Consider the following 25,916-nt stretch of genomic DNA (forward strand, 5'->3'; position numbering starts at 1 on the left):
CGGTCTCTCTTTCCAGGGGACTGTCGAATGGCATCGCAGGAAGTTCTTCGCGAGGGGCCAAGCCGCGGTTCCCTCATTAATGATCCTCGTGTCCGCGGTATATTCTTTCAAGCGCTGGTCCTCGTTCTGCTGGTAGCGGGGGTCTGGTGGGTTACCCACAATGTCATCGTCAATCTGACGCGCCTGCACATCGCTTCCGGTTTCGGCTTTCTCAAGGGCCGCGCCGGCTTCGACATCAGCGAAAGCGCCATCGCTTATTCGTCGGATTCGACTTATTTCCGGGCCATCCTGGTCGGCTTCATCAACACCGTGATCGTGGCCGTCGTCGGCATTATTACCGCCAGCATCATCGGTTTCATCGTCGGCATCGGCCGACTGTCGCGCAACTGGCTGATCAGAAAGATCTGCACGGTCTATGTCGAGGTCTTCCGCAACATCCCGCCGCTGCTGGTCATCTTCTTCTGGTATTCCGGCGTGCTCGCCGTGCTGCCGCCGCCGCGCGAGAGCATTAATTTGCCGTTCGGCTCCTTTCTCAACCAGCGCGGCTTCTATTTTCCGCGCGCTGTCTGGGGCGAGGGCTCCTGGCTGATCCTGGTCGCCCTGCTCCTCGGCATTGCCATGGCCTGGTTCGTCGCCCGCAAGGCGCGGCAGCGGCAGATGGCGACGGGTCAGCCATTCCCGGTGCTCTGGACATCGATAGCGTTGATTGTCGGCCTGCCGCTGCTGGCCTACGCGCTGAGCGGCTTTCCTCTGAGCTTCGAATTCCCGAAGCAATCGACTTTCAACCTGGTCGGTGGCTTTCAGGTCAGACCGGAGTTCCTGTCACTCTATCTGGCGTTGTCCTGCTATACGGCCGCCTTCATCGCCGAGATCGTGCGCGCCGGCATCAGGGGCGTCAGCACGGGCCAGACCGAGGCGGCCGCGGCACTTGGGCTGCGCTCGGGATCGATCCTCAGGCTTGTCGTCGTGCCGCAGGCGATGCGTATCGTTATTCCGCCGCTGACCAGCCAGTATCTGAACTTGACCAAGAACTCTTCACTCGCCATCGCCATCGGCTATCCGGACCTGACGGCGACTGCCGGCACTGTCTTGAACCAGACCGGGCAGGCGGTTGAAGGCGTGGTGATCATGATGGCTGTCTATCTCGCGCTAAGCCTGATCACGTCGGCGATCATGAACGTCGTCAATGCCAGGATGGCGCTGGTGGAGAGGTAGGGCCATGCAGGAACACGACATGTCTTGGGTGCGGACGGAAATGGCGCTGGCCCAACCGGCGCCGTCGAGCGAGCGTGGCCTCACCGCCTGGATCCGCAAGAACCTGATTGCCACCACGGGCGACACCATTCTCACCATCGTCGGCATAGCGCTGGTCGCTATGATCCTGCCCCAAATCATCAATTGGGCCTTCATCAACGCCCAGTGGACCGGACCGGACCGTTCGGTCTGTGCCACCGTGGCGCAAGGCGGCATCCAGCCGGATGGCTGGACCGGTGCTTGCTGGGCATTCGTCAACGCCAAGTTCGGCCAGTTCATGTTCGGCACCTATCCTATCGAGGAGCGTTGGCGGCCGATCGTGGTGGCCATCCTGTTCGTGGCACTGTTGGTGCCGCTGCTCGTTCCGCGCGTACCACGCAAGGGGCTGAATGCCATTCTTCTCTTTCTTGTACTGCCGGTCGTCGCCTTCGTTCTGTTGGTCGGCGGCCTATTCGGCCTGCCGCATGTCGAGACGTCGCGTTGGGGTGGACTGCTGGTGACGCTCAGCCTGTCCTTCGTCGGTATTGCCGTGTCGCTGCCGATCGGCATCGTGCTGGCGCTCGGCCGGCGCTCGAACATGCCGATCGTCAAGCTGCTGTGCGTGATCTTCATCGAGACGGTACGCGGCATCCCGCTGATTACGGTGCTGTTCTTTGCCAGCGTGATGCTGCCGCTGTTCCTGCCGGCCGGCGTCAGCTTCGACAAGTTCCTGCGCGCGCTGATCGGCGTGTCGCTGTTTGCCGCCGCCTACATGGCCGAAGTGGTGCGTGGCGGCCTGCAGGCGATCCCCAAAGGCCAGTATGAGGGCGCCGATTCGCTCGGCCTCAGCTACTGGCAGAAGATGGGCCTGGTCGTCATGCCGCAGGCGCTGAAGCTGGTCATTCCCGGCATCGTCAACACCTTCATCGGCATGTTCAAGGACACCAGCCTGGTCATCGTCATCTCGATGTTCGACCTCCTCGGCATCGTCAAGCAGAACTTCTCCGACGCCAATTGGGCGACGCCGCAGACGGCCAGATCCGGCCTGGTGTTCGCGGCCTTCATCTTCTGGCTGTTCTGCTTCGGCATGTCGCGCTATTCAATGTACACGGAACGCCGTCTCGACACCGGCCACAAACGCTAAAAAGGGGACCTTGTCATGGCCATAGAAAACGCCGTCAGCGCGGAAGAGATCAAGGTCAATGCCGCCAAGATGCACATTTCCACCACCGATGTCGCCATCGACATCATCGCCATGCACAAATGGTACGGCGAATTCCATGTGCTGAAGGACATCAATCTAAAGGTGATGCGCGGCGAGCGGATCGTCATCTGCGGCCCGTCGGGCTCCGGCAAATCGACGATGATCCGCTGCATCAACCGGCTGGAGGAACATCAGAAGGGCAAGATCATCGTCGACGGCAAGGAACTGACCAACGATCTGAAGAAGATCGACGAGGTGCGCCGCGAGGTCGGCATGGTGTTCCAGCACTTCAACCTGTTCCCGCATCTGACCATTCTGGAGAATTGCACGCTGGCGCCGATCTGGGTGCGCAAGATGCCGCGCAAGCAGGCCGAGGAAATCGCCATGCATTTCCTCAAGCGCGTCAAGATCCCGGAACAGGCCAACAAATATCCCGGCCAGCTTTCCGGCGGCCAGCAACAGCGCGTGGCGATCGCCCGCTCGCTGTGCATGAACCCGCGCATCATGCTGTTCGATGAGCCGACCTCGGCTCTCGATCCGGAAATGATCAAGGAAGTGCTGGAGACGATGGTCGGGCTGGCGGAGGAAGGCATGACCATGCTCTGCGTCACCCACGAGATGGGCTTTGCGCGCAAAGTCGCCAACCGGGTGATCTTCATGGACCAAGGCCAGATCGTCGAGCAGAACACGCCGGCCGAGTTCTTCGACCACCCGCGCCATGAGCGCACGAAGCTGTTCCTGTCGCAGATCCTGCACTGATCCTGTACCCCGGGTTCGGGACAAGAGCGGCGGATCAAGCCTCTCTGTCTTGCTGGCTTCGCGCGTATTCGACGAGCGCTGACCGTGCGCTGCGCGAGAAGATAGCAAGCGCGCTTCAGGTCGTTCGAGTGGTCACGTTGCAACCTGGTAACTAAGGCCGGCGCGGATCATAAGCGCGCCGGCTGCGTTCATTGCCATTGGGAGTTGTATAGCGAGCCGCGTGGGCGCGTGCGGCGGCAGGTCACGGGTTCATCCTGATGCTCATCCAACCGATCGATTATTTCCTCGTCGTCTGGTTCGCGCTGGCGCTGGCTTCGACGCTTTATGTCGGCTTCGACCAATATCGCAACAACCCCGAGCCGGTGGTGATGAAATGGGGCTTCATTCTGGTCACCCTCTATATGGGTCCGCTCGGCTTGCTGCTCTACGTGCTCGCCGACAAGGAGCCTCGGCCGGGCGAGCATGAACTCTTCACCCGGCCGCTCTGGAAGCAGGGCGTCGGCTCCACTATCCACTGTGTCGCCGGCGATGCCACCGGCATCATTCTTGCCGCCGCCGTCACGGCGGCGCTCGGCCTGCCGATGTGGATCGACCTGATCGTCGAATATCTGGCCGGCTTTGCCTTCGGCCTGTTCATCTTCCAATCGCTGTTCATGAAATCGATGATGGGCGGCACCTATTGGGAGAACGTGCGCAAGAGCTTCCTGCCCGAGTTCATCTCCATGAACTTCATGATGGCCGGCATGGCACCGGTCATGAGCTTCCTGATGATGGGCCGCGACATGCGTGCGATGGAACCGACGGAGCTGTTGTTCTGGGGCGTGATGTCGATCGGCGTCATCGCCGGCTTTGCGCTTGCCTACCCGGCCAATGTCTGGCTGGTCGCGCGGGGGCTGAAGCATGGGCTGATGACGCAGCGCGCGCAGGCAGCCGGCATCGATGGTCGGGAGCAGCCTGCCACGAGGCAACATGCGCAGATGCAAATGCAGCAGGCCGACGCCAGCGGCCATCGCGGGCAGCGCCACGATATGGCTTCCCACAAAGGCAAAGGCGGCGGCCATCACATGGAGACAGATGCCACGACGCCGCAGGTCGCTGCCCTGGGTGCCGTCTCCCTGCTGGCGCTCGCCATCGGCATGATCGCGCCGGCGAACTGGCTGAACCTGACGCTGTCGGCGCGCGACGTCGGCGGGGTGATCATGCCGCAAGGAATGATCATGGATCGCGATACGCCGGCTGATGCGATGCGCGACATGGCCGCTACCGATCCACGCCTCGTGGCCGCCTCTTATGGCCTTACGGCAAAGGGCGACCAGGACCTGCCGTTTCGGATGGAGAACGGCATCAAGGTGTTCGAGCTCAGGCCTTCAGTGGTCCGCTGGCAGATCCTGCCGGATGTTGCAGTCGACGCCTATGCCTATAATGGCCAGATTCCCGGTCCGCGAATTCACATTCGCCAGGGCGATCGGGTCAGGATCAACGTCACCAACGGCCTGCCTGAGGAAACGACGGTGCACTGGCATGGCTTGATCTTGCCGAACCAGATGGATGGGCCGGCCGAGATCACGCAGGCGCCGATCGAGCCCGGGCAATTCTATTCATACGAATTCACCGCAACCCAGCACGGAACCTATTTCTATCACCCCCATGCCAAGCCGGACCGGACCCAGGCGCTCGGCCTCTACGGTGCGCTGATCATCGATCCCGCCAATCCCGCCGACGAGGTCGCGGCCGACCATGATTACGTCATCGAGCTTCAGGAATGGCTGGTGCGGGAAGGGCTGACCTACCCGTCGATGCCGATGGACGGCGGCATGCCGAATTTCTTCACCATTAACGGCAAGGCCTATCCCTCGACCGAGACGATCCCGATGAAGGTTGGCGAGACGCTCAAGGTGCGGTTCATCGGCACCAACAACGGCTTCATCCATCCGATGCATATCCATGGCGGACCGTTCGAGGTCGTTGCCCGCGACGGCGAAACGATCGCTGCCTCGGGTCGTTTCCTTGCCGATACGGTCAATGTCGGGCCGGGTCAGCGCTACGACGTGATCTGGAAGGCGCAGCGTCCGGGCAAATGGCTGATCCATTGCCACATCCCGCATCACACCACGAACAACAATGTCGAGGAGAAGGGCGGAGGCGGGCTGATGGTCGTCATCGATGTCACCTGACCGTAGCCGTCTAAAAAGGAGCGTCAGTGCTCGTGGCCGTGGTTTTCGTCATGCACGTCTCGTGAGGGTGCGGATGGTCGTTCTCTCCACGTTCGGTTGAAAACCTCACATTCGCCGTAGCCAAGGCCGGGATATGCTGGGACAGTTCGTCCTTCAGCGCTGTCGCGATGTTGTTCGCTTCCGAGAGCGGCAGGGTTTCGTCTGCGGCAATTGCGATGTCGGCGTGCAATCTATGACCGATCCAGCGCGCCTTGGCATCGACAATGCGTGCGCCCGGAACGTGCTCGGCGGCATGTCGGATTTCATCCATCACACCGGGTTCGATTCCATCCAGCATGCGGGTCAGCACCGAGCGGGCCGATTGCCAGACGATACCGAAGATCGCAATCGTGATCAGCAGGCCGACAATCGGGTCGGCCAAGGAAAAGCCGAGCCAGACGCCGATGGCTCCGATGACCACGGCAAGGCTGGTAAGTCCGTCGGTGCGGGCGTGATAGCCGTCGGCAATCAGTGCCGCGCTGTTGATTTCGCGGCCGACGCGGATACGGAACACGGCAACCGCCTCGTTGCCGAGGAAGCCGACAATGCCCGCCGCAGTCAGCCAGCCGAGATGGGTCACAATGTGTGGATTGATCAGCCTGTCGATGGCTTGGTAGGCGGCGACTACAGCGCTGAACAGGATGATGAGCACGATGATGATGCCGGCCAGATCCTCGACCCGGCCCAAGCCATAGGTGAAGGTCCGCGACGGCTTGCGCCGCGCCAGCACGAACGCAATCCATAGCGGGATCGCCGTGGTCGCATCGCCGATGTTATGGATCGTATCGGCCAGCAATGCCACGCTCCCCGACAGCACAACCACGACCATCTGCAATGCTGCGGTGATCGCCAGGATCACGAACGACCATTTGATTGCCCAGATGCCCCGATCGGTGGTGGCAATTGTCGCATCGATGACGCCATGGCTGTGGCCGTGCGGACCGTGACCGCCGTGATGATGTGCGGCGTGCGAGCCGAACCCCAGCCAGTCCAGAATGCGGGCTAACATGGGATTCATAGATATTTCGCCAGCTGCTTGAGCTCCGCCAGTGAGTTGCCGCCGGTTTCCACGCTGTCGGTCAGGCAATGCTCGATGTGATCGTTGATCAGCTCGCGCTTGGCGCTGCTGATGGCCCGTTCGACGGCATGAAGCTGCTGCGCCAGATCAACGCAAGGGCGATGCGCCTCGATCATCGCCAGCACCGCCGCAAGGTGGCCTTGCGCGCGCTTCAGGCGCTTTATGATGGAAGGATGCGAAGCGTGGAGGTGATCTGACATGCCTCAGCATATCCTTCCCGGGAGGATACGCGTCAAGCTCTAAGTCAGTTGTGCAATTTCCGGAGAGGCTTCACCTTGAACATTGCTTGGCCTATGCCTTCCCCATGAAGAAGCTTGCTCGTTTTCTCGGCCTGCTGGTCGTTGCAGCAGTCCTTGCGGTGGCGCTGGGCACGCTGCTGCCGCGCCCGCTCTGGCCGGCGGCCGCTGCCGATCCGATCGGCGCAAGCCACCGCATCGTGGTGCTGAAAAATCCGATCCACACCGACATCGCCATCCCGGTCGACGACGATGTGCGCCGGCGCTTCCACTTCCTGGTCGATGCCGGCATTCCGGCCGACATGGCGGAGGTCCGCTACATCGTCTTCGGCTGGGGCGGCCGCGCCTTCTATCTCGAGACGCCGACCTGGTCGGAACTGAAGGCAGTGTCGGTGATGAAGGCGCTGACCGTCGATGCCTCGGTGATGCATGTCGACGTTTCAGGCGAGATCGCCGAGCCGCATCCCGACGTCGCCGGCTTCGACGTAAGTGAGGAACGCTTTGCGGCGCTGCTCGATTTCATTGCAGCGAGCTTTCAGCAGGGACCGAACGGGGCCATGCCGATCGAGAATGCGGCCTATTCCCGTTTCGATCGTTTCTTCGAAGCCAATGGCCATTTCAACGCGCTGGTCGGCTGCAACACCTGGGCGGCGGCGGCACTGCGCACCGCCGGCCTGCGCACCGGCTGGTGGAACCCGCTGCCGGCCTCGCTTAGCCTGTCGATGCGGCTTTACAATTGACAAGGCTCCGATGACTTAGGACCGCCGAGCGTCCGCCCGCCAGCCATAGAGCCAGTCCAGATCAGCGGCGAGTTTTTCGGGTGAGCGCATCGCCAGGAACAGGTTGCGGGCCATCGCCACCGGCCCGGCCGCATGCCAGGCGAGGCGGTTGAGGGCGCCGCGGCGGGCGACCTGGGATACGCGCGGCCGCCGCGCCTGTTCCCAGGCGACAAGCGCGCTGCTGAGGTCGGCAGGCGAGCTGGCAACGAAACCGGCAAGGGTTACCGCGTCTTCGATCGCCATCGCCGCGCCCTGTGCGGCAAACGGCGTCATCGCATGCGCCGCATCGCCGATCAGCGCGATGCCCTGCGGCGTCGTCCACCGCCGCTGCTCGACGGTATGGATCGGCCATGCCGTCCATGGCGCGGCCTCGCTCGCCAGACGGACCAGCGCCGGCGCGGTACCGCGCATGGCGCTGGCGAGGATGGCGGGGTCGGCATGCCCCGACCAGCTCTCGGCGATGCGCTCGCCCTTGGTGAAGGCCGCGAGGTTGAAGACCGCGCCACGGCTGACCGGATAGGCGACCATATGGAAGCCTGGATAGAGGAATGTGGTAACGCAATCCGGCGCACCGATCACCCTGAAGGCTTGTCCGGCGAGGCTGTCCGCGGCCACCGTTGCGCGCCAGGCCAGCTCGCCCGAGAAGCGGATTCTCCGGAAATCGGCCCCCTCGCGGGCGAGCGTTTCTCGCACCGACGACCAGACGCCATCGGCTCCGACCAGCAACGATGCTTCGGCTTCGATGGTCGTGCCGGCAACGACTGTTGCGGTGATGCCATTCGGTCCGGTTGCGACGCCGCCGACGCGGGCACCGGTGACAAGCTCGACCTTGGACCGCTCGGCTATCCGCTCCATCAGCGCTGACTGCAGGTCCGCGCGGTGGGCGACGAGATAGGGTGCTCCCCAGCGCGTTTCAGCCACATGGCCAAGCGGTACGCGCGCCAGCTCGCGCAGCGTGACGGCATCCTTCAGCACGACCGCCTCCGGCCGCACCGCCGTCGGCAGCAGCCGATCGAGTACGCCGAATTGTCGAAGGATGCGTGTCGCGTTGGGTGAAAGCTGGATGCCGGCGCCGGCAGCCTCGAGGTGCTGCGCCTGTTCGAACAGTTTTATCCGATAGCCGCGCTCGGCAAAGGCCAGTGCCGTCGTCAGCCCGGCGACGCCCGCCCCGGCGATGACCACCAGCCGGCACTGCGTTTCTCGCATCAGGCTTGTCGCGGAAGAATCAGGCGGCCTGGTCGATATAGAGGCAGCCCGGCGGCTGCGTTTCCAATGCCTTCAGCTTGGGCGAATAGCGATAGAGCGTCGAGCAATAGGGGCAGACTTTTTCATTGTCGTCGCCCATATCGAGAAATACATGCGGGTGGTCGAAAGGCGGATTGGCGCCGGTGCACATGAATTCCTTGACGCCGATGTCGATTGCCGGATAGCCCGCATCGTTCTGGAAATGGGGAATGGAACCGCCTGCCATCGTCGTCTCCTGATCTTGTCGATTGCATCTGGATCATAACCCATCTCTTTGCAAGATCGATGAAATGAAACTGTCGCAAAAGCCTGTCAGAGGATAAGTTGAGCCGGTTAAGGCTGTGGTCGTCAAACGGTGTGGGAAGAGCGGAAACCATGAACGAACTGAAGCCGGTCCAGAACGAATTCATCAGTGTCGAGGCCGCGAGCCGCGAAGGCGGCAATCCCGACCGCTTCGTCAACCGCGAGTTTTCCTGGCTGCAATTCAACCGGCGCGTGCTCGAAGAATCGCTGAACGCCAATCATCCGCTGCTCGAGCGCGTTCGCTTCCTGTCGATATCGGCAGCCAATCTCGACGAGTTCTTCATGGTCCGCGTCGCCGGTCTTGCCGGCCAGGTGCGCGAGGGCATCGTGCTGAAGAGCCCGGATGGGCGTACTCCCGAGCAGCAGCTCGAACAATTGCTGCGCGAGGTCGAGCGCCTGCAGGAGGACCAGCAGAACAGCCTTTCGGCGCTGATGCTGCTGCTCGACAAACAAGGCATCGAAAGCATCACCCGCGATGCGCTGACCAAGGACGAGAAGACCTGGCTCGAGGACCATTTCCAGGAGCAGGTATTTCCGGTCCTGACCCCGCTGTCGATCGACCCGGCGCATCCGTTTCCGTTCATTCCCAATCTCGGTTTCTCGATGGCGCTGCAATTGCGCCATCGCAAGAACGGCGAGGAAATGAGCGCGCTTCTGCGCCTGCCGGTGGCGCTGAGGCGCTTCATCCGTTTGCCGGATCGCAAGCATCATGTCCGCTTCATTCCACTCGAAGAGGCGGTCAGTCTCTATATCGGCAAGCTGTTCCCCGGCTATGAGGTCAAGGGCTCCGGCACGTTCCGCATCATCCGCGACAGCGATATCGAGGTCGAGGAAGAATCAGAGGATCTGGTGCGGCTGTTCGAGACGGCGCTGAAGCGGCGGCGCCGCGGCTCGGTCATCCGCATCGAGTTCGACAGGTCGATGCCGGCCGAATTGCGCGATTTCGTCGCCGGCGAGCTTGGCGTCTCGGCAAGCCGCATCAGCGTGCTCACCGGTCCGCTGGCGCTCAGCCAGATTTCGGAGATCGTCGCCGTCGCCCGCGACGATCTGAAGTTCACGCCTTACAATCCGCGCTTTCCCGAGCGCATCCGCGAGCATGGCGGCGACTGTTTTGCCGCGATCCGCGAGAAGGACATCATCGTCCACCACCCTTACGAATCCTTCGACGTGGTGGTGCAGTTTCTGCGCCAGGCAATGGCCGACCCGGAAGTGGTGGCGATCAAGCAGACGCTCTACCGCACCTCCAACGACAGCCCGATCGTACGCGCGTTGGTCGACGCCGCCGAGGCCGGCAAGTCGGTGACGGCGCTGGTCGAGCTCAAGGCGCGTTTCGACGAGGAGGCCAACATCCGTTGGGCCCGCGACCTCGAGCGCGCCGGCGTCCAGGTCGTTTTCGGCTTTCTCGAACTGAAGACCCACGCAAAGATGTCGCTGGTCGTGCGGCGCGAGGATGGCAGGCTGCGCAATTATGTGCATCTCGGCACCGGCAACTACCACCCGGTCACGGCACGCATCTACACCGACCTGTCCTTCTTCACCACCGACCCGACAATCGCGCGCGATGTCGCCCAGTTGTTCAACTTCATCACCGGCTATGCCGAGCCGGCCGAGCAGATGCGGCTGGCCATCTCGCCGTTCACGCTGCGCGACCGCATCCTCCAGCACATTTCGGACGAGATCAGCCACGCGCTGGAGGGCAGACCGGCCCGCATCTGGATGAAGATGAATGCCTTGGTCGACCCGATCGTCATCGATGCGCTCTACGATGCCAGCCGCGCCGGCGTCGAGATCGATCTCGTCGTGCGCGGCATCTGCTGCCTGAGACCGCAGGTGCCCGGCCTGTCGGAGAACATCAGGGTGAAGTCGATCGTCGGCCGCTTCCTCGAGCACAGCCGCATCTACTGCTTCGGCAACGGCCACGGCCTGCCCTCGGACGGGGCGATCGTCTACATCTCCTCGGCCGATTTGATGCCGCGCAATCTCGACCGCCGCGTCGAGACCATGGTGCCGATCACCAATCCAACTGTGCATGAGCAGGTGCTCGGCCAGATCATGCTCGGCAACATCATGGACAACCAGCAAAGTTTCGACGTATTGGCTGATGGAACCTCCCGGCGCGTCGTGCTGGAGGAGGGCGAGGAACCGTTCAACGCGCAGGAATATTTCATGACCAATCCGAGCCTGTCCGGACGGGGCGATGCGTTGAAGTCGCATGCGCCCAAGCGCATCGCGCAGTTCAAACGCCGCAAGAAACAGAACGCAGCGACGGGCTGATGATTTCAGCGTCCCAGGGCCGGCTCCAGGACCGCCGACCGCTGTCCATCATCGATATCGGGTCGAACTCGATCCGTCTTGTGATCTATGAGGGGCTGGCGCGCTCGCCGACCTTGCTGTTCAACGAAAAGATGCTGGCCGGCCTCGGCCGCGGCATCGTTTCGACCGGAAAGCTCGATCCCGAGGCGGTGACGCGTTCGATGGAAGAGTTCCGCCGCTTCCGCGCGCTCTCCGACCAGGCCGGCGCCGAGCGCATGTATGTGCTGGCGACCGCCGCCGCTCGTGAGGCGGTCAACGGCCCCGACTTCATCCACCGCGCCGAGGATGTGCTCAAGACCGAGATCCAGGTGCTGAGCGGCCGCGAGGAAGCTCATTATTCGGCACTCGGCGTGATCTCCGGTTTCCACCCGGCCAACGGCATCGCCGGCGACCTTGGCGGCGGCAGCCTCGAACTGATCGATATCGACGGTGAGACGATCGGTGACGGCATCACGCTGCCGTTGGGCGGCTTGCGCCTGCAGGACATGGCGAAGAACTCGCTGGCCCAGGCGGCAAGGATCACGCGCGAGCAACTGGCGCGGGCGAAATTGCTGAAGGGCGGGCAGGGCAGGGCCTTCTACACGGTCGGCGGCACCTGGCGAAACCTCGCCCGGCTGCACATGGAAATGACCAACTACCCGCTCGGCGTCATGCACCACTACGAGATCGGCATCGAAAGCGCCGCGAACTTCCTCCGGCAGGTCGCCAAAGCCGAGATCGACAAGATCAAAGGCATCGAGGGCATCTCCAAGAACCGCCGCTCGCTGCTGCCCTATGGCGCCATCGTGCTGCAGGAGATCATGGCGGCGATGCAGCCGTCGAAGATCATCGTGTCGGCGCTGGGCGTGCGCGAGGGCTTTCTCTATTCGCTGCTCGACAAGGCCGAGCAGAAGGCCGATCCGCTGATCTCGGCTGCGGAAGAGCTTGCCCGCCTCCGCTCACGCTCGGTCGACCACGCGCATGAGCTTGTCGAATGGACCGGCAAGGCATTCGCCGCCTTCGGCATCGACGAGACCAGGGATGAGGCGCGCTACCGCCACGCCGCCTGCCTGCTCGCCGATATCGGCTGGCGTGCCCATCCCGAATATCGCGGCAAGCAATCGCTCAACATCATCGCTCACGCCTCGTTTATTGGCGTCGACCATCCCGGCCGCGCCTTCCTGGCGCTTGTCAGCCTGTTTCGCCACGAGGGCGTGTTCAATGAAGCCGCTCCGGAAATCCGCGGGCTGGCGACACCGCGCTATCTCGAGCGCGCCCGCGTGCTGGCCGCGCTGCTGCGCGTCGTCTATTTGCTGAGCGCGGCAATGCCCGGCGTCATGCCGCGACTGAAATGGGAAAACCGCGGCAATGGCGTGCTGGCGCTGGTGCTGCCGGCAGCGCTGGCCGATCTTTACGGCGAGCGGCCGGCCGGCCGGTTGGCACAGCTGGCAAGGGTCACCAACCGCCGGCTGGTGCTGGCGGTCGAGGGCGGGCCTAGCATGACTGTCAAATAGACGCCCGCGCTGTCGCGTCGCGACCGTTGAGGAAGGGAAACGCCGTGAAATCCAGGCAGGTTCTTCAGCTGTTGGTTACCGGGATCTTCGTCCTCTTCGCGGGCCCGTCAATGTGAGCCGTCTCGCAACGTTCGTTTTTCTGGACACCGAATAAACCGGGCGGCAGCTTAGGCGCTCGCTGCAACCAGCCGCCCGTCGGCCGACCAGGCGCCCGCACCAGCCATTGCCAGCGCCAGGAAACCGCCTGCTATGGCGATGTCCTTCATCAGCATCTGTGAATGCATGAAGGTCAGCGTCGGATCGTCGCCGCCCTGGCCATAATGACCGAGGAAGCCCGCCGCGATGCAGAAGGCAGCGAGCAGCAGCGCCACGACCGGCGTCTTGAAGCCGACGAGGATGAGCAGCCCGGCGATCAGCTCGAACAGGCCTGTCGCCCAAGCCACCAGCGTCGGCAGCGGCAGGCCGAGGCCGGCGAAATAGCCTGATGTGCCGGCGATGTCGGCAAGCGCATGGAAGCCGGACGGCACGAACAGCGCGGCGAGCAGCAGCCGGGAAAGCAAGAGCAGCGCATTGCGAGGCATGGTCTCCTCCGATATCGGCGACCGATCCTAGCAGAGTTCCAGCCAGCGGATATAAACCGACAACGAAAAAGGGGCGCGGAAAATTCCGCGCCCCTTTGTTCAGGAAATGCTGGACTGCTTCAGCCGCGCTTGGCGTCGATCGAATACGCGCCTGGGCCCGAGGACGCGAGCACGAGGAAGCCGCCGGCAATGCCGAGGTTCTTCATGAAATTGATCATCTGCATCTGATCGGCCCAGCCGGTGTGGGCGACCAGCGCGGTGGCGACGGTGAAGATCGCCATTACCCAGCCGACGATCCTGGTCTGGAAGCCGACGAGGATGGCCAGGCCGCCAAGCAGTTCGATAAGGCCGACGACAATGGCGGTCACCATCGGCAGCGGCAGGCCAAGGCTGCCGAAATAGCCGGCGGTGCCGGCAATCGCCGTCAGCTTGCCGAAACCGGAAAGCAGGAAGATGACAGAAAGCAGGATGCGGCCGAGCAGGATCGTGCCCGAGGCGCCGGCGGCGGTGCCGGAACCGGCAAACGAATTGTTGGTGGACGTATTGGTGGACATGCGTAACTCTCCAGAAGGGTTTGGCCAAACGGCTTGGGATACCCGCCTAGTTAGCGCAGGTCGACTGTTCACCAAAGACGTCAGATTGGTTACGGATTGTTCACCTCGGTAACGTTTTCGCGATGAACATGGGTGTTGTGATCCAGGCATATCAACACCCTAGCCCGGATGCGTCATGTCCTCCGGCCGCACCAGCCGCTCATAGTCGGCTTCGCTGACCAGCCCGGTGGCCAGCGCTTCCTGGCGCAGCGTGGTGCCGTTCTTGTGCGCCGCTTTGGCGATCTTGGCGGCGTTGTCGTAGCCGATCGTCGGCGCAAGCGCCGTCACCAGCATCAGCGAACGGTCGAGCGCCGCCTTGATGTTGTCTTCGCGGGCCTCGATGCCGACGACGCAATTGTCGGTGAACGACACGGAAGCGTCGGCCAGCAGCTGTACCGATTGCAGGAAACAATAAGCCATCAGCGGATTGTAGACGTTGAGCTCGAAATGACCCTGACTTCCGGCGAAGCTGATCGCCGCATTGTTGCCGAACACCTGCACGCAAACCTGTGTCATCGCCTCGCATTGGGTCGGATTGACCTTGCCAGGCATGATCGACGAGCCCGGTTCGTTTTCCGGCAACGACAATTCGCCGAGGCCCGAACGCGGGCCGGAGCCGAGCAGGCGGATATCGTTGGCGATCTTGAACAGCGCCGCCGCGCAGGCATTGATGGCGCCGTGCGAGAACACCATGGAATCATGGGCGGCCAGCGCCTCGAACTTGTTCGGCGCAGTGACGAAATCGATGCCGGTGATCGCGGCGATGCGCGCCGCCACCTTTTCGGCAAAACCGACCGGAGCGTTGAGACCGGTCCCGACCGCGGTGCCGCCTTGCGCCAATTCCTGCAGGCCGGGCAGGGTCATTTCGATGCGCTTGATCGACGAGGCGACCTGCGCCGCATAGCCGGAGAACTCCTGGCCGAGCGTCAGCGGCGTCGCGTCCTGCGTGTGGGTGCGGCCGATCTTGACGATGTGGGCGAAAGCCCTGGTCTTGGCGTCGAGTGCCGCATGCAAATGCCTCAGCGCCGGCAGCAGGTCGTGAATGATGCGCTCGGCGCAGGCGATGTGCATGGCCGTCGGATAGGTGTCGTTCGACGACTGGCTCATGTTGACGTGGTCATTGGGATGCACCGGCTTCTTCGACCCCATGACGCCGCCCAAAAGCTCGATCGCGCGGTTGGAAATCACCTCATTGGCGTTCATGTTGGACTGCGTGCCTGAGCCGGTTTGCCAGACGACCAGCGGGAAATGGTCGTTCAGCTTGCCGTCGATGACCTCCTGGGAGGCCTCGATGATGGCCTTGCCGATCGCCGGATCGAGCCGCTTCAGCTCCATATTGGCTTCGGCGGCCGCCCGCTTGACGATGCCCAGCGCCCGCACGATCGAGGCCGGCTGTTTCTCCCAGCCGATCTTGAAATTGGCCAGCGAACGCTGCGCCTGCGCACCCCAATAGCGGTCGGCGGCGACCTCGATGGGACCGAACGTGTCGGTTTCGGTTCTGGTCTCTGGCGCGCTCACGAAGTCTCTCCGGTTTGCAATTTGCAAACGGCGTATCGCGTTGCACAAACGCCTTCAAGCGAAGATTGCGGGCGATGGAGATGCAAATCGGTTGAAGCCGCGCCTTTTCCTTCTCCCACAAGGGAGGAGGAAGGGCGCGCTCCTCACCCCGCCGTATACCCGCCGTCGATGGCAAAGATACCGCCGCTGGTCCACGCCGCCTCGTCGCTGGCGAGATAGACCGCGATGCCGGCAAGGTCGCTGGTCCGGCCGATGCGGCCGAGCGGATAGCTGCGCTCGACATAGGCCTTGAGCTCGGCTTGCGCGGCTTCCGGCAGGTTTTCGATCGACCTGCGCCGCATCGCTGTGTCGACCGTGCCGGGCGCGATGGCGTTGACCCTTATGCCGCGCGGCCCGAGCTCGAAGGCGAGCGATTTGGTCAGCGAATTGAGCGCGCCCTTCGACAGCGAATAGAGGCTGGACGACCGCTTCGGGATCATCTTGTGCGCAAAATAGGACGAGATGTTGATCACCGAAGCCGCGCCCGGCGCGAGATGCGGCAACAGCCGTTGGGTGAGGAAGAATACGGCCGTGACGTTGAGCGCGAACGATTGCTGGAACTGGTCCTCGCTGACGGTCTCGAACGGCACCAGGAATGCCACGCCGGCGTTGTTGACGAGGATATCGAGAGGTGGGCCGCGCCTGGCATGCTCGACCACGGCGTCGATGCCGGCGCTGGCCGACAGGTCGGCCGACAGCGTTTCGACATTATTCCCGAGCTGCTCGCGGGCGACGTCGAGTTTTTTGCCGTCGCGGCCGACGATCAGCACGTCCGCGCCTTCGCGCGAGAAAGTCTCGGCGATTGCCAGCCCGATCCCCTCCGAACCGCCGGTGACCAGTGCCCGTTTGCCGCCTAGTCTCATCCAACACTCCGCGCTTTGCCGTCTTGTCTGGTAAGGAGAGCAGCGCCGTTGCCGATTGTGGTCAAGCCTCCGGCTTATCCTACAATATGAACTTTCGGCTGATGCGCCTGGCTATTCGGCAGCGGCTGCACCGCGCCGAACAGCCAGCCGGGTAGCGACAAAATCCTTGACCTGATGAATGGCCTGTTCACGCGTAACGCTGCCTGGCTGCAGGCCAAGCCTCAACCACAGCCCGTCGATCAGGGCGGTGACGCCGAAAGCGATCTCGTCAGCATCGCGCGCCGGCGCCAGACCGCGCAGGCCGGACAGCAGGTTGGAGCGCATGCGCGCATGGATCACCTTCTGGATGCGGGCAAGCTTTTCGTCGCGCGGCACCTCCGCGCAAAGCGAAAGCCAAGCGTGGCAGAGGGACGGCTGGAAGAGATGCGGCTCGAAATTGCCTTCGATGATGGCATCTATCCGTTGCATTGGCGTACGCGCCTGCCTCAACCGCTCCACCACCGCATGACGCAGCACCAGGTTCGATTCGCGCATGGCATGCTCGAAAAGCTCCCGCTTGCTGTTGAAATAGTGCAGCACGATGCCCTTCGACGCGCCGGCCTGTGCCGCCACTTTCTCTATGGTGGCGCCAGCTATGCCTTCGCGCTGAAGCACGGCAAACGCGGCTTGCCGCAGCTCCTTGCGGCGTATGTCGCTGAGACGCTTGAGTTTCACCGGCCGGGATCCATGCATCGAAAACCGACGTTGACATTTTTGTCCGCTGAGATCAATCATTGACCGTTGGGACAATTTAAAAACCGAGTGGTCAACGTCGTTGGTGAAATGAGGAGAACCGAAATGCTTCGTTGCCTTGGAATAGGAGCCTCGCTCTGCGTCCTGCTGGCGATCCAGCCGGCCTTTGCGGCTGAACCCGAGCAATGCAAGGTCGTGCGCATGGCCGAGCCTGGATGGAACGATCTTGCCTTCACCACCGGCGTCACCAGCGTCTTGCTCGATGCGCTCGGCTACAAGCCGGCAAGTTCGCTTCTGGGCATCAACGTCATCTATGAATCCTTGAAGAACAATGATTTAGACGTGTTCCTTGGCTATTGGGATCCGGCGATGATCACCTACTACGAGCCCTATAAGAAGGACGGCTCGGTGGACGATGTGCGCGTCAATCTCGTCGGCGCCAAATACACCTTTGCCGTGCCGACTTACGTCTGGGAGGCCGGCGTCAAGGATTTTGCCGACCTGCAAAAGTTCGCCGACAAGTTCGGCAGGAAGATGTACGGCATCGAGCCGGGCTCGAACCAGCTGATGATGGACGCCATCGCTGATAAGTCGCTCGGCCTCGATGGCTGGCAGGTCGTCGAATCGAGTGAAGCCGGCATGCTTTCCGAGGTCGGCTACGAGATCAAGGAAAAGCGCTTCATCGTCTTCCAGGGCTGGGCGCCGCATCCAATGAACACGATGTACGATTTCAAATATCTGAGCGGCGGCGACAAGTTCTACGGACCGAACTTCGGCGCCGCGACGGTGACGACGCAGGTGCGCAAGGGCTATCTGCAGCAATGCCCGAATGTCGGGCAGTTGCTGAAGAATCTCGCCTTCGACATCGATTTCGAAAATCTCGGCATGGGCTATCTCATCAATGACGGCATGAAGTCGGAGGAAGCCGGCCTGAAGGCGGTCAAGGAGAATCCGGATAGGCTCGGCGCCTGGCTTGCCGGTGTCACCACATTCGATGGCAAGCCCGCGCTCGACGCAGTCAAGCAGCAGCTCGGCCTGTGATATCGGCCGATCAGGCGGGCTGGAACGGCCGCAAGCGCAAGGTCGGTGCTGAAACGGCCTGCGTCGAAATCGCCGGGCAGGAGCCCGCGCTGGTGCTGGTGCACGGCTTTTCCGACACGAGCCGCAGCTTCTCCTTGCTGGCGCCGCATCTCGCCGGGCGCCGGCGTGTCATTCCAGACCTGCGCGGGCATGGCGCCTCGCCGGCCGGGACACGCGGCTTCGCCCCGGCGGATTTCGCGGAAGATGTGGCGAGTTTGATCGAGCGATTGCGGCTCGAGCGGCCGGTTCTGGTCGGGCATTCCCTGGGCAGCATGGTGGCGATCGAGGCAGCCGCGCGCTACCCCGAGATGATCGGTGGCCTGGTGCTGATGGCCGGAACGCTGCGGCCGCAGATCGGTGAGGATCACCCGATGACCATTGGTGTGCGGGCACTTCGAGACCCGATATCGCCGGCCGATCCGTTCTATGAATATTGGCATGCCTGCGAGGCCGAGGTTCCAGCGGACTTCCTGACCATGGCTGCAAAGGAAGCGTCAGCCATGCCGGCGGCACTTTGGTGCGCAATCCTGGAGCAGGTTCGGCGCGTCGATCTGACCGACAAGGCGCGCACGCTGCACCTGCCGGCGCTTGTCATTGCGGGCGGGCGCGACCTGCTCTTCGACGAAACGCACCAACGGCGGCTCCTCGAAGAAATCCCCGCCGCCGCGTTTGTAAGCGCGGTGCGGTGCGGACACAACCCGCACTGGGAGGATCCGGCATTGGTTGCGGCAGCCATCGCCCGGTATTTCAACGTCTGGAATGAAGCCGACCTCGAAGCGACCGGCAATCTGGGCTGAGAGCAGTCATGAACCTTTCCGAATACGTGGCGTTGGATGCCGTCGCCCTGGCCGGGCATGTTCGCTCGGGTGAACTGTCGGCTGTCGAGGTCGTTGAGGCGGCTATCGAAGCGATCGAAAGCATCAATCCCGCCATCAATGCCGTGACACTGATCGATGCGGACCGGGCGCTTTCCGCGGCGGCAAGCTGCAACCGGCAGGCCGCACTCGCCGGCATTCCCTTCTTGGTCAAGGACACCGGCGTCAATGTACGGGAGTGGCCGACGACGCACTCGTCGCTCTACTTCAAGGATGCCGCGCCGAAGCCCGACAGCGAGATCGTCCGGCGCTGGCGGGCCGCCGGTCTGATCTTGCTGGGAAAGACAAACACGCCTGAATTTGCCAACGACTTCGTCACCGAACCCAGCTTTCGCGGCCCCACCTTGAATCCCTGGGATCCTTCGCTGACGGCGGGCGGCTCAAGCGGCGGAGCTGCCGCCGCGGTGGCAAGCGGCATGGTGCCGGTCGCCCACGGTTCCGACATCGGCGGCTCGATCCGGGTGCCGGCTGCCTGTTGCGGCGTGTTCGGCATGAAGCCGTCGCGCGGGCTCACGCCTGTCGGCCCCTATCGAGGTCAGGTCGGCGCCGGCCTCTACGCCGACAGTGTCCTATCCCGCACCGTTCGGGACAGCGCCGCCATGCTGGACATGACTGCCGGTCCAGAGCAAGGAGCGCCTTACTCCGTGCCGAAATCGGTGCCGTCCTACCTGGACTGGCTGTCTTCCCCCGGCGAGCGTCTGCGCGTCGCGTGCCTGGCGCACCGGCCGGATGGCACGCCGGTCGCGTCCGAGATCGGGGAAAAATTCCAGGAAGCCATGAGCCTCCTCGAGGACATGGGGCACGAGGTCACAGAGGCGCGTTTCCCGCGGGAAGCCAGTGCCGAAGCGGACTGGAGCATCTTCTGGATGTCGGAGGTCGCGCGGCTGGTTGACGAGCGCGCCGATGAGATCGGGCGGATGCCGGGTGCCGGCGAAATCGAAAGCCTGACTCGTCACGCTCTCGACAGTTTTCGGCGATCCTCGGCCGCCGATTATCTCAGGGCGCAGGACCATGTGCACAGCGCTTCGCTGGCGATGGCGATGGCGTTCGATGGGTTCGACCTGATCATGACGCCGACGACGGCCGAGCTTACGCCCCGGCTTGGCGCCATCCATGGCGATGGTGCTCTCTTCGATTACGAGGCTTGGGCGAGCCGGGCCTACGGCTTTGCGCCCTTCACCGAAATCTTCAATGTCACCGGGCAACCGGCCGCCAGCCTGCCGCTTTTTCAGTCGAAGGGCGGCCTGCCGATTGGCATCCAGCTTATTGGCCGCAAGAACGAGGACCACCGGCTGCTTCGCGTTTCCCTTGACCTGGAGCAGGCAACCGCATGGACGGCGCGCTACCAGGCGATCCGTGCCAGACACTTTCAGGCATGAACCAGGAGGCTCCGGCGACGTAGGGGGCGTCGACGATGTTGGTTCATACCGAAATTAGGTGCTGCCCGAGCAGCGATCGCGCCGTCGGTAACAGACGCAAAACCTCCGCGGGCCTGGCGAATTCCCCTTGTACGGTCTGCTGAAGCGCCTGCCAGTCCGGGGAGGCGGCCAAGGCCGCTTCATGCCGGGCATACGCTTCGGCGCTTGCGAAACCCGTGATGCTGATGAAGACGTTTTCGCTGGCCCGCACCGGCAGCCGCGGAAAGCTGTTTTCGGCATGTTCGGTGACGAAGGCGGCCAGCGGCTGTGCGCCAAATGCGGCAAGTACCGGAAGAGCCGCCGTCTGGAAGTCCCTGGCGAAGCCGGCTTCCAGGCCCGGTCGCAAATGATGAATCTTGATGACAACAATTGTCTGCAAAGCACTGCTTGCGCTTGGTTCTTCGAGATCCGTCTGGATTGCTCGTTGCGATCCCGAGGGATCGAAGCCGGCGCCCGGCCAGGCCGGCCTCAGCAGCAACACGTCGTCGGAATCGATCATCGTGGCGTTGGCGGCGTCGCGCCAGGCAGCCCAGACCGGCCCGTCATAGAAGGCGGTCAGAGCGTTTTTCCGCGCTTCCATGCCGTCGAAGCCGCGCAGCCAGACGAACGTGTCCGGCCGGTCGAGATCGCGGAACTGGCCGATGATGGTCATTCCCGCGGTTTCCTGCCCCTCGACCAAGTGATTGTCGAAGATGCCGATCAGCGTCTCGCGCCGGCCGGGTTTCAGCGTGTATTGCCTGAGTTCGACGAGCGGCGAGGCGAGCAGATCGGGATTAGGTATGGCGTTCAAAGGCAGGTTCATCGCGCGAGCTCCAAAACAGGACAGTCATCCTGTTTTGCAAAACAGACCGGTTGTCCTGTTTTGTCAATCTGCTATCGTGTGAAGATGTCAGCAGAGATATCCGCTCGCCCAAGGTCGCGGGCTCAAAAACGCACCAACGACCCCGAAGGCATGCGCAAGAAAGTGCTCGACGTCGCCGAGGAGGCGTTTCAGGCACGCGGTTATCATGCGTCCAGCATGGGCGACCTGATGGCGACGGCGGGCGTCACCGGCGGCGCGCTGCACCACCATTTCGCGACCAAGAAGGCGCTGGCGCTTGCAGTGATCGAGGAGCGGGTCGCCGCCGCGGTCGAAGAGACATGGATCGCACCGGTGCGGATGGCTCCCTCAGCGCGCGAGGGCGTGCGCTCCGTGTTCGCGGCCGTCGCGGCGGAGCTGGAGCGGCAAGGTTTCGTGCGCGGTTGCCCGCTCAACAACCTGGCGCATGAGCTATCGGTTGCCGATCCGGATTTCCGCATTGCCCTTGCCGGCATTTTTTCGGCCTGGCGCCAGGGGATCGCCGACAAGATCAGCGCCGATCAGCAGGCGGGACGGGAGCTGGGCACCGATCCGCAGCGCTTCGCAGCGCTCGCCGTCGCCAGCTATTCGGGCGCCATGTCGATGGCCAAGACCGCACAGGACGCAAGCGTGCTGCGCGACTGCCTGATGGCGTTGGAGCAGGGAGTTATGTCGTCCAAAACGGGAACGAGGCGACGTAGCAGGATACTGCACAGAGCCCTTTGACGCCGGCAGGACAGTCGCTCACTATGACCGAGGCGGGGAGGCCGAGCTCTTAATTCGGCAGCGGCTTGATCAGCTCGTAGCCGACCACGCTTTCGGCGCTGGTGCCCTCGTCATAGCGCCTGGCCACAACTGCCTGCAGATCGGGTGCGTAAAGCGCGGTGAACTCGTCCCGCGTCTCGCCGGCCTCGCTCCTGATCGTCTGCTTGACCGCGAGCACGGCGTATTTGCAATCACCCAGGCTGAACGTCTCCTTGCCCTTGACGTTGATCTCCAGCGTCTCGGTGGCCTTCGGCGGCTTGTTCGGTGCAAGACGGGCAAACACGATCTTGCTCTTGGCCCCCGCCTTCAGTGGGAACACCTTCCTGAGATCGGAGAACGGGATCATCGCCATCTGCCCTGTGCTGCTGTCGCGAAACACTTCGATCAGACCGCCGAACAGGTACTGCGACTGCGGCGATTGCGACTGGTATTTGTTGGCAACCGCCACCATTCCGCCCGCCGCCGGACGAAATTCGCTGTGGATGCCAGGCCTTTCGAGAACGAAGCCGGCCTTGGCCGATTTGGCGTCGATGCACGCGGAGGCGTGCGCTGCGCTCGTCATCGCCAGGATCGCCATTGTCATGCCGATGGATGCAGTTTTCATGGCGTCCTCCTCTGCCCGTGCAAGTTGAATGCCGAAAGCAATGCCAGACCTGGGAGAACGTGTCGACACACTTTGCGAGCAACTGGACTGCCGGTTCGCGTCGTGCTGAATTTTAGCGCATGATGCATCGCATTTCCGCCCGACCGGTCTCCCGGCGCAGTTTCCTGATGAAGGCAGCGGCCGTTGCCGCGGCCGGCGCCGTTTCGCGCCCGGCCTTCGGCCAGACCGGGCAGCGCATTCCGCCGATCGACGCCACCTTCCTGTTTATCGCTGATGTCCATGCCTGTCGCATGGCGAACGGATTGAGCCCGCACTGCGAGCAGGAAGGCAAGACCGACGCCGCCCTGCTGCGCAATGTCGCCGCACTCAACGGCGTCGCCGACAGACAATGGCCAGCTGAAATCAACGGCGTCGCCACCGGTCTGCATTCGACGGGCAATATCGGCACGCCGCTCGGCCTCGTCGTTGGCGGCGACATCACCGATGATGGTGGCGGCCAGATCACCCAGCCCAGCGAAGGCACGCAGCTGCTCCAGTTCAGCCAGCGCTACCAGCAGGGCGTTGGCCCCGACCGCGTGCACATGCCGGTCTATGTCGGCCTCGGCAATCACGACCTCGACCAGAACGGCCCGCGCTCGCATGTCGACTGGTACCGCCGCGAAATGCGCGACTACGTCGAGGTCAATCACCGCCCCGGCGTTTTCTTCAAGCCGCCCGCGCCGGCGACCAACTACGATCTCGAGACCGATTGCTATTCATGGGATTGGGGCGGTCTGCATCTTGTCCAGACGCACCGTTTTGCCGGCGATACCGGCCATGGCGCAGTCAGCAGCCTGCCATGGCTGAAGCAGGACCTGGCGACCTATGCCGGCGACGGCCGCCCGGTCATCCTGTTCCAGCATTATGGCTGGGATACTTTTTCGATCGAAAGATGGGACGCAGCCGAGAAGACCTTCGACGAAGGCGGCAAGGGTCCGCCGCACTGGTGGAGCGAAGCTGACAGGCAGGCGCTGCTGGCTGTGCTAAAGGGTTACAACGTCGTCGGCATCTTCCATGGTCACCAGCACGCGACGCCGATGATCTACCATCGTGACGGGCTCGATTTGTTCAAGCCGAAGGCCGCCTTCATGGGCGGCTTTGCCTTGGCGCGGGTGACCGGAAACAGCATGGATGTGGTGCTGGGCGAAGCCGCAGGAGATCATGGCGAGGTCACCTTCACCAATGCATACAGCAAAAGCCTGACTTTCTGACGGGCAGGAGAGGGCGCAAAAAAGGCGGCCGAGCCGCCTTTTTCTGGTTTGCGAAGCGTCGGCGTCAAAGCGCCTTCTTCACCTTGTGCTTCACGTCGCCGTAAGCCTTCTGCATCTTGCCGGTCGCCTTGTCGACGTCGCCTTCGGCCTCGGTGCGCCTGTTGCCGGTGGCCTTGCCGGCGGTCTGCTTGACCGAGCCCTTGGCTTGCTTGGCAACGCCGGCAACCTGATCCTTGTTCACCATCTCGCATCTCCTGATCCGTTCGCCTGGAGAAACGGTCGCGGATCGCTTAGGTTCCGGGTTCTGCCCGTCGATTGGGATAGCTTCCGGCCGCGAAGCCGACAGGATAGGGTGCGCGAGAAGCCCGAACAGACAGGGCCGGAGGGACAATGGCTGAATTCACGCTCTTCATCGGCAACAAATGCTTCTCGTCCTGGTCGCTGAGGCCATGGCTGGCGATGAAGCATCTGGAGATCCCGTTCGAGGAAGGTCTTGTGCGCCTGCGCACGCCCGAGACCGCGGCCAATCTGGCCAGGATATCGCCGACCGGCCAGGTGCCGGTGCTGAACCATCGGCTGCCGAATGGCGAGGTCCGGATCGTCTGGGAAACCCTTGCCATCCTTGAATATCTCGCCGAGTTGTTTCCCGGGAAAAAGCTCTGGCCGGCCGACATCGGCGCCCGCGCGCTGGCCCGCTCGGCGGCGACAGAGATGCATTCCGGCTTTCGCGAGGTCCGCTATGGCTGGCCGATGAATTTGCGCCGGCCAAAAGGCCACAAGCCGCTCGACGCCGAAGGTGAGGCACAAGGGGCGCGCATCGAGGAGCTATGGCGCGAATGCCGCGAAAAATACGGCAAAGGCGGCCCGTTCCTGTTTGGCCATTTCACCGCGGCCGACGCCATGTACGCGCCGGTCGTCACCCGCTTCGACACCTATGGCGGCACGCTGGCAACCGATACCCGCGCCTATGTCGACGCCGTGCTTTCGATGCCGGCGATGCGCCAGTGGTATGCCGAGGCGGCGAAAGAGCCTTGGCCGGAGCCCGGCCCAGACGAATAGAGCCGAGCAACCCGCAAGCTGGTCTTCCACTTCGCCGCCCGCGGCCTATCTGAAGATCGGGCTGGGGCCTCGGAGACTTCACAATGATATCTGTTCCTTCCGCATTGGCCGGCAAGGTCGCGCTCGTTACCGGCGCATCGTCGGGCATTGGCGAGGCGACGGCTGCGGCTTTGGCCGCCGCCGGGGCCAAGGTGGCGATTGCCGCACGCCGCGCCGATCGCCTCGAAGCGCTGGCCGCGCGTATCGAAAAGGCCGGCGGCGCGGCGCTCCGCATCGAGGCCGACGTCACCAGCAACGATGATGTCACCGACATGGTCGACAAGGTTGTCGCCGAATGGGGCCGCCTCGACATCCTCGTCAACAATGCCGGGGTGATGCTTCTGTCGCCCGCCGCCGAAGCGGTGCTCGACGACTGGCGCCGCATGGTCGAGCTCAACCTGCTGGCGCTGATGGGGGTCACCAAGGCGGCGCTGCCGCATCTCAGGGCCGCCAAGGGTCACATCGTCAACGTCTCGTCGGTCGCGGGCCGTGTCGCCAATCCGGGGGCCAGCGGCTATGCAGCAACCAAGTTCGGTGTCGTCGGCTTTTCCGAATCGCTGCGCCGCGAAGTCTACGCCGACAAGGTTCGCGTCACCGTCATCGAGCCCGGCCTGGTGCGCACCGAGCTCGGCGACCACATCACCAATCCGGCGTTCAAGGCTGATCTCGACAAGCGGCTTGCCGCAATGGAGGCGCTGACCGCCGAGGACATCGCCGCGGCCATTCTCTACGCCGTGAGCCAGCCGCCACACGTGAACGTCAACGAGATCGTCATCCGCCCGACCGACCAGGAACGATGAACGGCG

General features: G+C 63.0%; 25 protein-coding genes and 1 pseudogene. 14 read left to right on the top strand and 12 right to left on the bottom strand.

Annotated elements, in window-relative coordinates:
• The first annotated feature begins 27 nt into the window (after nt 1-27).
• The 4 genes from NKH98_RS26445 (at nt 28) to NKH98_RS26460 (ending at nt 5,370) form a co-directional block, all read left to right on the top strand.
• Nucleotides 28-1,215 (top strand): amino acid ABC transporter permease, encoded by a 1,188-nt coding sequence (locus NKH98_RS26445; protein ID WP_254820739.1) that lies wholly within the window; start codon nt 28-30, stop codon nt 1,213-1,215.
• A 4-nt stretch (nt 1,216-1,219) separates the two neighbouring features.
• Nucleotides 1,220-2,377, top strand: a complete 1,158-nt coding sequence (locus NKH98_RS26450; RefSeq protein WP_352902990.1) for an amino acid ABC transporter permease — start codon at nt 1,220-1,222, stop codon at nt 2,375-2,377.
• A gap of 69 nt (nt 2,378-2,446) precedes the next feature.
• Nucleotides 2,447-3,196 (top strand): amino acid ABC transporter ATP-binding protein, encoded by a 750-nt coding sequence (locus tag NKH98_RS26455; protein ID WP_031212005.1) that lies wholly within the window; start codon nt 2,447-2,449, stop codon nt 3,194-3,196.
• 257 nt (nt 3,197-3,453) lie between these two features.
• Nucleotides 3,454-5,370 (top strand): multicopper oxidase domain-containing protein, encoded by a 1,917-nt coding sequence (locus tag NKH98_RS26460; RefSeq protein ID WP_352902993.1) that lies wholly within the window; start codon nt 3,454-3,456, stop codon nt 5,368-5,370.
• A gap of 94 nt (nt 5,371-5,464) precedes the next feature.
• On the opposite strand, the pseudogene NKH98_RS26465 reads toward NKH98_RS26460, so the two are convergent.
• Together NKH98_RS26465 and NKH98_RS26470 are read right to left on the bottom strand one after the other, a co-directional pair.
• A pseudogene (locus tag NKH98_RS26465) lies at nt 5,465-6,418 on the bottom strand (cation diffusion facilitator family transporter); the annotation flags it as partial.
• 5 nt (nt 6,419-6,423) lie between these two features.
• The gene (locus tag NKH98_RS26470) at nt 6,424-6,687 is read right to left on the bottom strand and encodes a metal-sensing transcriptional repressor (RefSeq protein WP_023719742.1); all 264 of its coding nucleotides are present in this window, start codon (nt 6,685-6,687) and stop codon (nt 6,424-6,426) included.
• A 104-nt stretch (nt 6,688-6,791) separates the two neighbouring features.
• Between NKH98_RS26470 and NKH98_RS26475 the strand changes: the two genes are divergently transcribed.
• Nucleotides 6,792-7,463 (top strand): TIGR02117 family protein, encoded by a 672-nt coding sequence (locus tag NKH98_RS26475; protein ID WP_352902994.1) that lies wholly within the window; start codon nt 6,792-6,794, stop codon nt 7,461-7,463.
• Between the two features lie 15 nt (nt 7,464-7,478).
• On the opposite strand, the gene NKH98_RS26480 is transcribed toward NKH98_RS26475, so the two are convergent.
• Both NKH98_RS26480 and NKH98_RS26485 read right to left on the bottom strand, forming a co-directional pair.
• On the bottom strand, nt 7,479-8,708 hold the full coding sequence (locus tag NKH98_RS26480) for an FAD-dependent monooxygenase (RefSeq protein WP_352902997.1): 1,230 nt from the start codon (nt 8,706-8,708) through the stop codon (nt 7,479-7,481).
• A gap of 19 nt (nt 8,709-8,727) precedes the next feature.
• Nucleotides 8,728-8,973, bottom strand: a complete 246-nt coding sequence (locus NKH98_RS26485) for a zinc-finger domain-containing protein (RefSeq protein WP_254820632.1) — start codon at nt 8,971-8,973, stop codon at nt 8,728-8,730.
• A 149-nt stretch (nt 8,974-9,122) separates the two neighbouring features.
• On the opposite strand from NKH98_RS26485, the gene NKH98_RS26490 reads away from it, so the two are divergent.
• Nucleotides 9,123-11,324, top strand: coding sequence for an RNA degradosome polyphosphate kinase (locus NKH98_RS26490; RefSeq protein ID WP_352896800.1), 2,202 nt, complete (start codon nt 9,123-9,125; stop codon nt 11,322-11,324).
• A complete protein-coding gene (gene ppx / locus NKH98_RS26495; protein ID WP_352903000.1) occupies nt 11,324-12,856 on the top strand; it encodes an exopolyphosphatase in 1,533 nt (510 codons plus the stop codon). Before NKH98_RS26490 ends, ppx begins: the two co-directional genes overlap by 1 nt.
• Before the next feature lie 167 nt (nt 12,857-13,023).
• Here the strand turns inward: ppx and NKH98_RS26500 are convergent, their stop codons facing one another.
• From NKH98_RS26500 to betI, 5 genes are all read right to left on the bottom strand, one after another.
• Entirely contained in the window at nt 13,024-13,437 is a 414-nt protein-coding gene (locus NKH98_RS26500; protein ID WP_352508872.1) for a DoxX family protein, read from the bottom strand.
• 119 nt (nt 13,438-13,556) lie between these two features.
• Nucleotides 13,557-13,991 (bottom strand): DoxX family protein, encoded by a 435-nt coding sequence (locus tag NKH98_RS26505; protein WP_352903002.1) that lies wholly within the window; start codon nt 13,989-13,991, stop codon nt 13,557-13,559.
• Nucleotides 13,992-14,150: 159 nt separating this feature from the next.
• The gene (gene fumC / locus NKH98_RS26510) at nt 14,151-15,548 is read right to left on the bottom strand and encodes a class II fumarate hydratase (RefSeq protein WP_352903005.1); all 1,398 of its coding nucleotides are present in this window, start codon (nt 15,546-15,548) and stop codon (nt 14,151-14,153) included.
• Between the two features lie 143 nt (nt 15,549-15,691).
• Entirely contained in the window at nt 15,692-16,450 is a 759-nt protein-coding gene (locus NKH98_RS26515; RefSeq protein ID WP_352903008.1) for an SDR family NAD(P)-dependent oxidoreductase, read from the bottom strand.
• Nucleotides 16,451-16,561: 111 nt separating this feature from the next.
• The gene (betI, locus tag NKH98_RS26520; protein ID WP_352479299.1) at nt 16,562-17,164 is read right to left on the bottom strand and encodes a choline-binding transcriptional repressor BetI; all 603 of its coding nucleotides are present in this window, start codon (nt 17,162-17,164) and stop codon (nt 16,562-16,564) included.
• A 123-nt stretch (nt 17,165-17,287) separates the two neighbouring features.
• Here betI and choX point away from each other — a divergent pair, with 123 nt between their 5' ends.
• The 3 genes from choX to NKH98_RS26535 are packed head-to-tail and all read left to right on the top strand — an operon-like array spanning nt 17,288 to nt 20,516.
• Nucleotides 17,288-18,223, top strand: coding sequence for a choline ABC transporter substrate-binding protein (gene choX, locus NKH98_RS26525; RefSeq protein ID WP_352903010.1), 936 nt, complete (start codon nt 17,288-17,290; stop codon nt 18,221-18,223).
• Nucleotides 18,220-19,059 (top strand): alpha/beta fold hydrolase, encoded by an 840-nt coding sequence (locus tag NKH98_RS26530; protein ID WP_352903012.1) that lies wholly within the window; start codon nt 18,220-18,222, stop codon nt 19,057-19,059. Before choX ends, NKH98_RS26530 begins: the two co-directional genes overlap by 4 nt.
• An 8-nt stretch (nt 19,060-19,067) precedes the next feature.
• Nucleotides 19,068-20,516 (top strand): amidase, encoded by a 1,449-nt coding sequence (locus tag NKH98_RS26535; protein WP_352903015.1) that lies wholly within the window; start codon nt 19,068-19,070, stop codon nt 20,514-20,516.
• Between the two features lie 43 nt (nt 20,517-20,559).
• Here the strand turns inward: NKH98_RS26535 and NKH98_RS26540 are convergent, their stop codons facing one another.
• Nucleotides 20,560-21,357: an NIPSNAP family protein gene (locus NKH98_RS26540; RefSeq protein ID WP_352903018.1), complete on the bottom strand. Its 798-nt coding sequence runs from the start codon at nt 21,355-21,357 to the stop codon at nt 20,560-20,562.
• A gap of 150 nt (nt 21,358-21,507) precedes the next feature.
• Between NKH98_RS26540 and NKH98_RS26545 the strand changes: the two genes are divergently transcribed.
• On the top strand, nt 21,508-22,119 hold the full coding sequence (locus NKH98_RS26545; RefSeq protein WP_352903019.1) for a TetR/AcrR family transcriptional regulator: 612 nt from the start codon (nt 21,508-21,510) through the stop codon (nt 22,117-22,119).
• Nucleotides 22,120-22,168: 49 nt separating this feature from the next.
• Here NKH98_RS26545 and NKH98_RS26550 read toward each other — a convergent pair whose 3' ends face one another.
• Nucleotides 22,169-22,762, bottom strand: coding sequence for a hypothetical protein (locus NKH98_RS26550; protein WP_352649715.1), 594 nt, complete (start codon nt 22,760-22,762; stop codon nt 22,169-22,171).
• 119 nt (nt 22,763-22,881) lie between these two features.
• Here NKH98_RS26550 and NKH98_RS26555 point away from each other — a divergent pair, with 119 nt between their 5' ends.
• Nucleotides 22,882-24,012 (top strand): metallophosphoesterase, encoded by a 1,131-nt coding sequence (locus NKH98_RS26555; protein WP_352903022.1) that lies wholly within the window; start codon nt 22,882-22,884, stop codon nt 24,010-24,012.
• 64 nt (nt 24,013-24,076) lie between these two features.
• Here NKH98_RS26555 and NKH98_RS26560 read toward each other — a convergent pair whose 3' ends face one another.
• Nucleotides 24,077-24,256 (bottom strand): CsbD family protein, encoded by a 180-nt coding sequence (locus NKH98_RS26560; RefSeq protein WP_352479307.1) that lies wholly within the window; start codon nt 24,254-24,256, stop codon nt 24,077-24,079.
• Between the two features lie 146 nt (nt 24,257-24,402).
• Here NKH98_RS26560 and NKH98_RS26565 point away from each other — a divergent pair, with 146 nt between their 5' ends.
• Together NKH98_RS26565 and NKH98_RS26570 are read left to right on the top strand one after the other, a co-directional pair.
• Nucleotides 24,403-25,071 (top strand): glutathione S-transferase family protein, encoded by a 669-nt coding sequence (locus NKH98_RS26565; RefSeq protein ID WP_352479308.1) that lies wholly within the window; start codon nt 24,403-24,405, stop codon nt 25,069-25,071.
• A gap of 83 nt (nt 25,072-25,154) precedes the next feature.
• Nucleotides 25,155-25,910 (top strand): SDR family NAD(P)-dependent oxidoreductase, encoded by a 756-nt coding sequence (locus NKH98_RS26570; RefSeq protein WP_352903025.1) that lies wholly within the window; start codon nt 25,155-25,157, stop codon nt 25,908-25,910.
• The last annotated feature ends 6 nt before the right edge of the window (nt 25,911-25,916 follow it).

Origin of the sequence: Mesorhizobium sp. M0833 (genome assembly GCF_040319905.1) — a bacterium.
GTDB lineage: Bacteria > Pseudomonadota > Alphaproteobacteria > Rhizobiales > Rhizobiaceae > Mesorhizobium.

Coding starts and splice junctions, on each gene's coding strand:
- NKH98_RS26445 (WP_254820739.1), top strand. CDS start 28: ATGGCATCGCAGGAAGTTCTTCGCGAGGGGCCAAGCCGCGGTTCCCTC.
- NKH98_RS26450 (WP_352902990.1), top strand. CDS start 1,220: ATGCAGGAACACGACATGTCTTGGGTGCGGACGGAAATGGCGCTGGCC.
- NKH98_RS26455 (WP_031212005.1), top strand. CDS start 2,447: ATGCACATTTCCACCACCGATGTCGCCATCGACATCATCGCCATGCAC.
- NKH98_RS26460 (WP_352902993.1), top strand. CDS start 3,454: ATGCTCATCCAACCGATCGATTATTTCCTCGTCGTCTGGTTCGCGCTG.
- NKH98_RS26470 (WP_023719742.1), bottom strand. CDS start 6,687: ATGTCAGATCACCTCCACGCTTCGCATCCTTCCATCATAAAGCGCCTG.
- NKH98_RS26475 (WP_352902994.1), top strand. CDS start 6,792: ATGAAGAAGCTTGCTCGTTTTCTCGGCCTGCTGGTCGTTGCAGCAGTC.
- NKH98_RS26480 (WP_352902997.1), bottom strand. CDS start 8,708: ATGCGAGAAACGCAGTGCCGGCTGGTGGTCATCGCCGGGGCGGGCGTC.
- NKH98_RS26485 (WP_254820632.1), bottom strand. CDS start 8,973: ATGGCAGGCGGTTCCATTCCCCATTTCCAGAACGATGCGGGCTATCCG.
- NKH98_RS26490 (WP_352896800.1), top strand. CDS start 9,123: ATGAACGAACTGAAGCCGGTCCAGAACGAATTCATCAGTGTCGAGGCC.
- ppx (WP_352903000.1), top strand. CDS start 11,324: ATGATTTCAGCGTCCCAGGGCCGGCTCCAGGACCGCCGACCGCTGTCC.
- NKH98_RS26500 (WP_352508872.1), bottom strand. CDS start 13,437: ATGCCTCGCAATGCGCTGCTCTTGCTTTCCCGGCTGCTGCTCGCCGCG.
- NKH98_RS26505 (WP_352903002.1), bottom strand. CDS start 13,991: ATGTCCACCAATACGTCCACCAACAATTCGTTTGCCGGTTCCGGCACC.
- NKH98_RS26515 (WP_352903008.1), bottom strand. CDS start 16,450: ATGAGACTAGGCGGCAAACGGGCACTGGTCACCGGCGGTTCGGAGGGG.
- choX (WP_352903010.1), top strand. CDS start 17,288: ATGCTTCGTTGCCTTGGAATAGGAGCCTCGCTCTGCGTCCTGCTGGCG.
- NKH98_RS26535 (WP_352903015.1), top strand. CDS start 19,068: ATGAACCTTTCCGAATACGTGGCGTTGGATGCCGTCGCCCTGGCCGGG.
- NKH98_RS26540 (WP_352903018.1), bottom strand. CDS start 21,357: ATGAACCTGCCTTTGAACGCCATACCTAATCCCGATCTGCTCGCCTCG.
- NKH98_RS26545 (WP_352903019.1), top strand. CDS start 21,508: ATGCGCAAGAAAGTGCTCGACGTCGCCGAGGAGGCGTTTCAGGCACGC.
- NKH98_RS26550 (WP_352649715.1), bottom strand. CDS start 22,762: ATGAAAACTGCATCCATCGGCATGACAATGGCGATCCTGGCGATGACG.
- NKH98_RS26555 (WP_352903022.1), top strand. CDS start 22,882: ATGATGCATCGCATTTCCGCCCGACCGGTCTCCCGGCGCAGTTTCCTG.
- NKH98_RS26560 (WP_352479307.1), bottom strand. CDS start 24,256: ATGGTGAACAAGGATCAGGTTGCCGGCGTTGCCAAGCAAGCCAAGGGC.
- NKH98_RS26565 (WP_352479308.1), top strand. CDS start 24,403: ATGGCTGAATTCACGCTCTTCATCGGCAACAAATGCTTCTCGTCCTGG.
- NKH98_RS26570 (WP_352903025.1), top strand. CDS start 25,155: ATGATATCTGTTCCTTCCGCATTGGCCGGCAAGGTCGCGCTCGTTACC.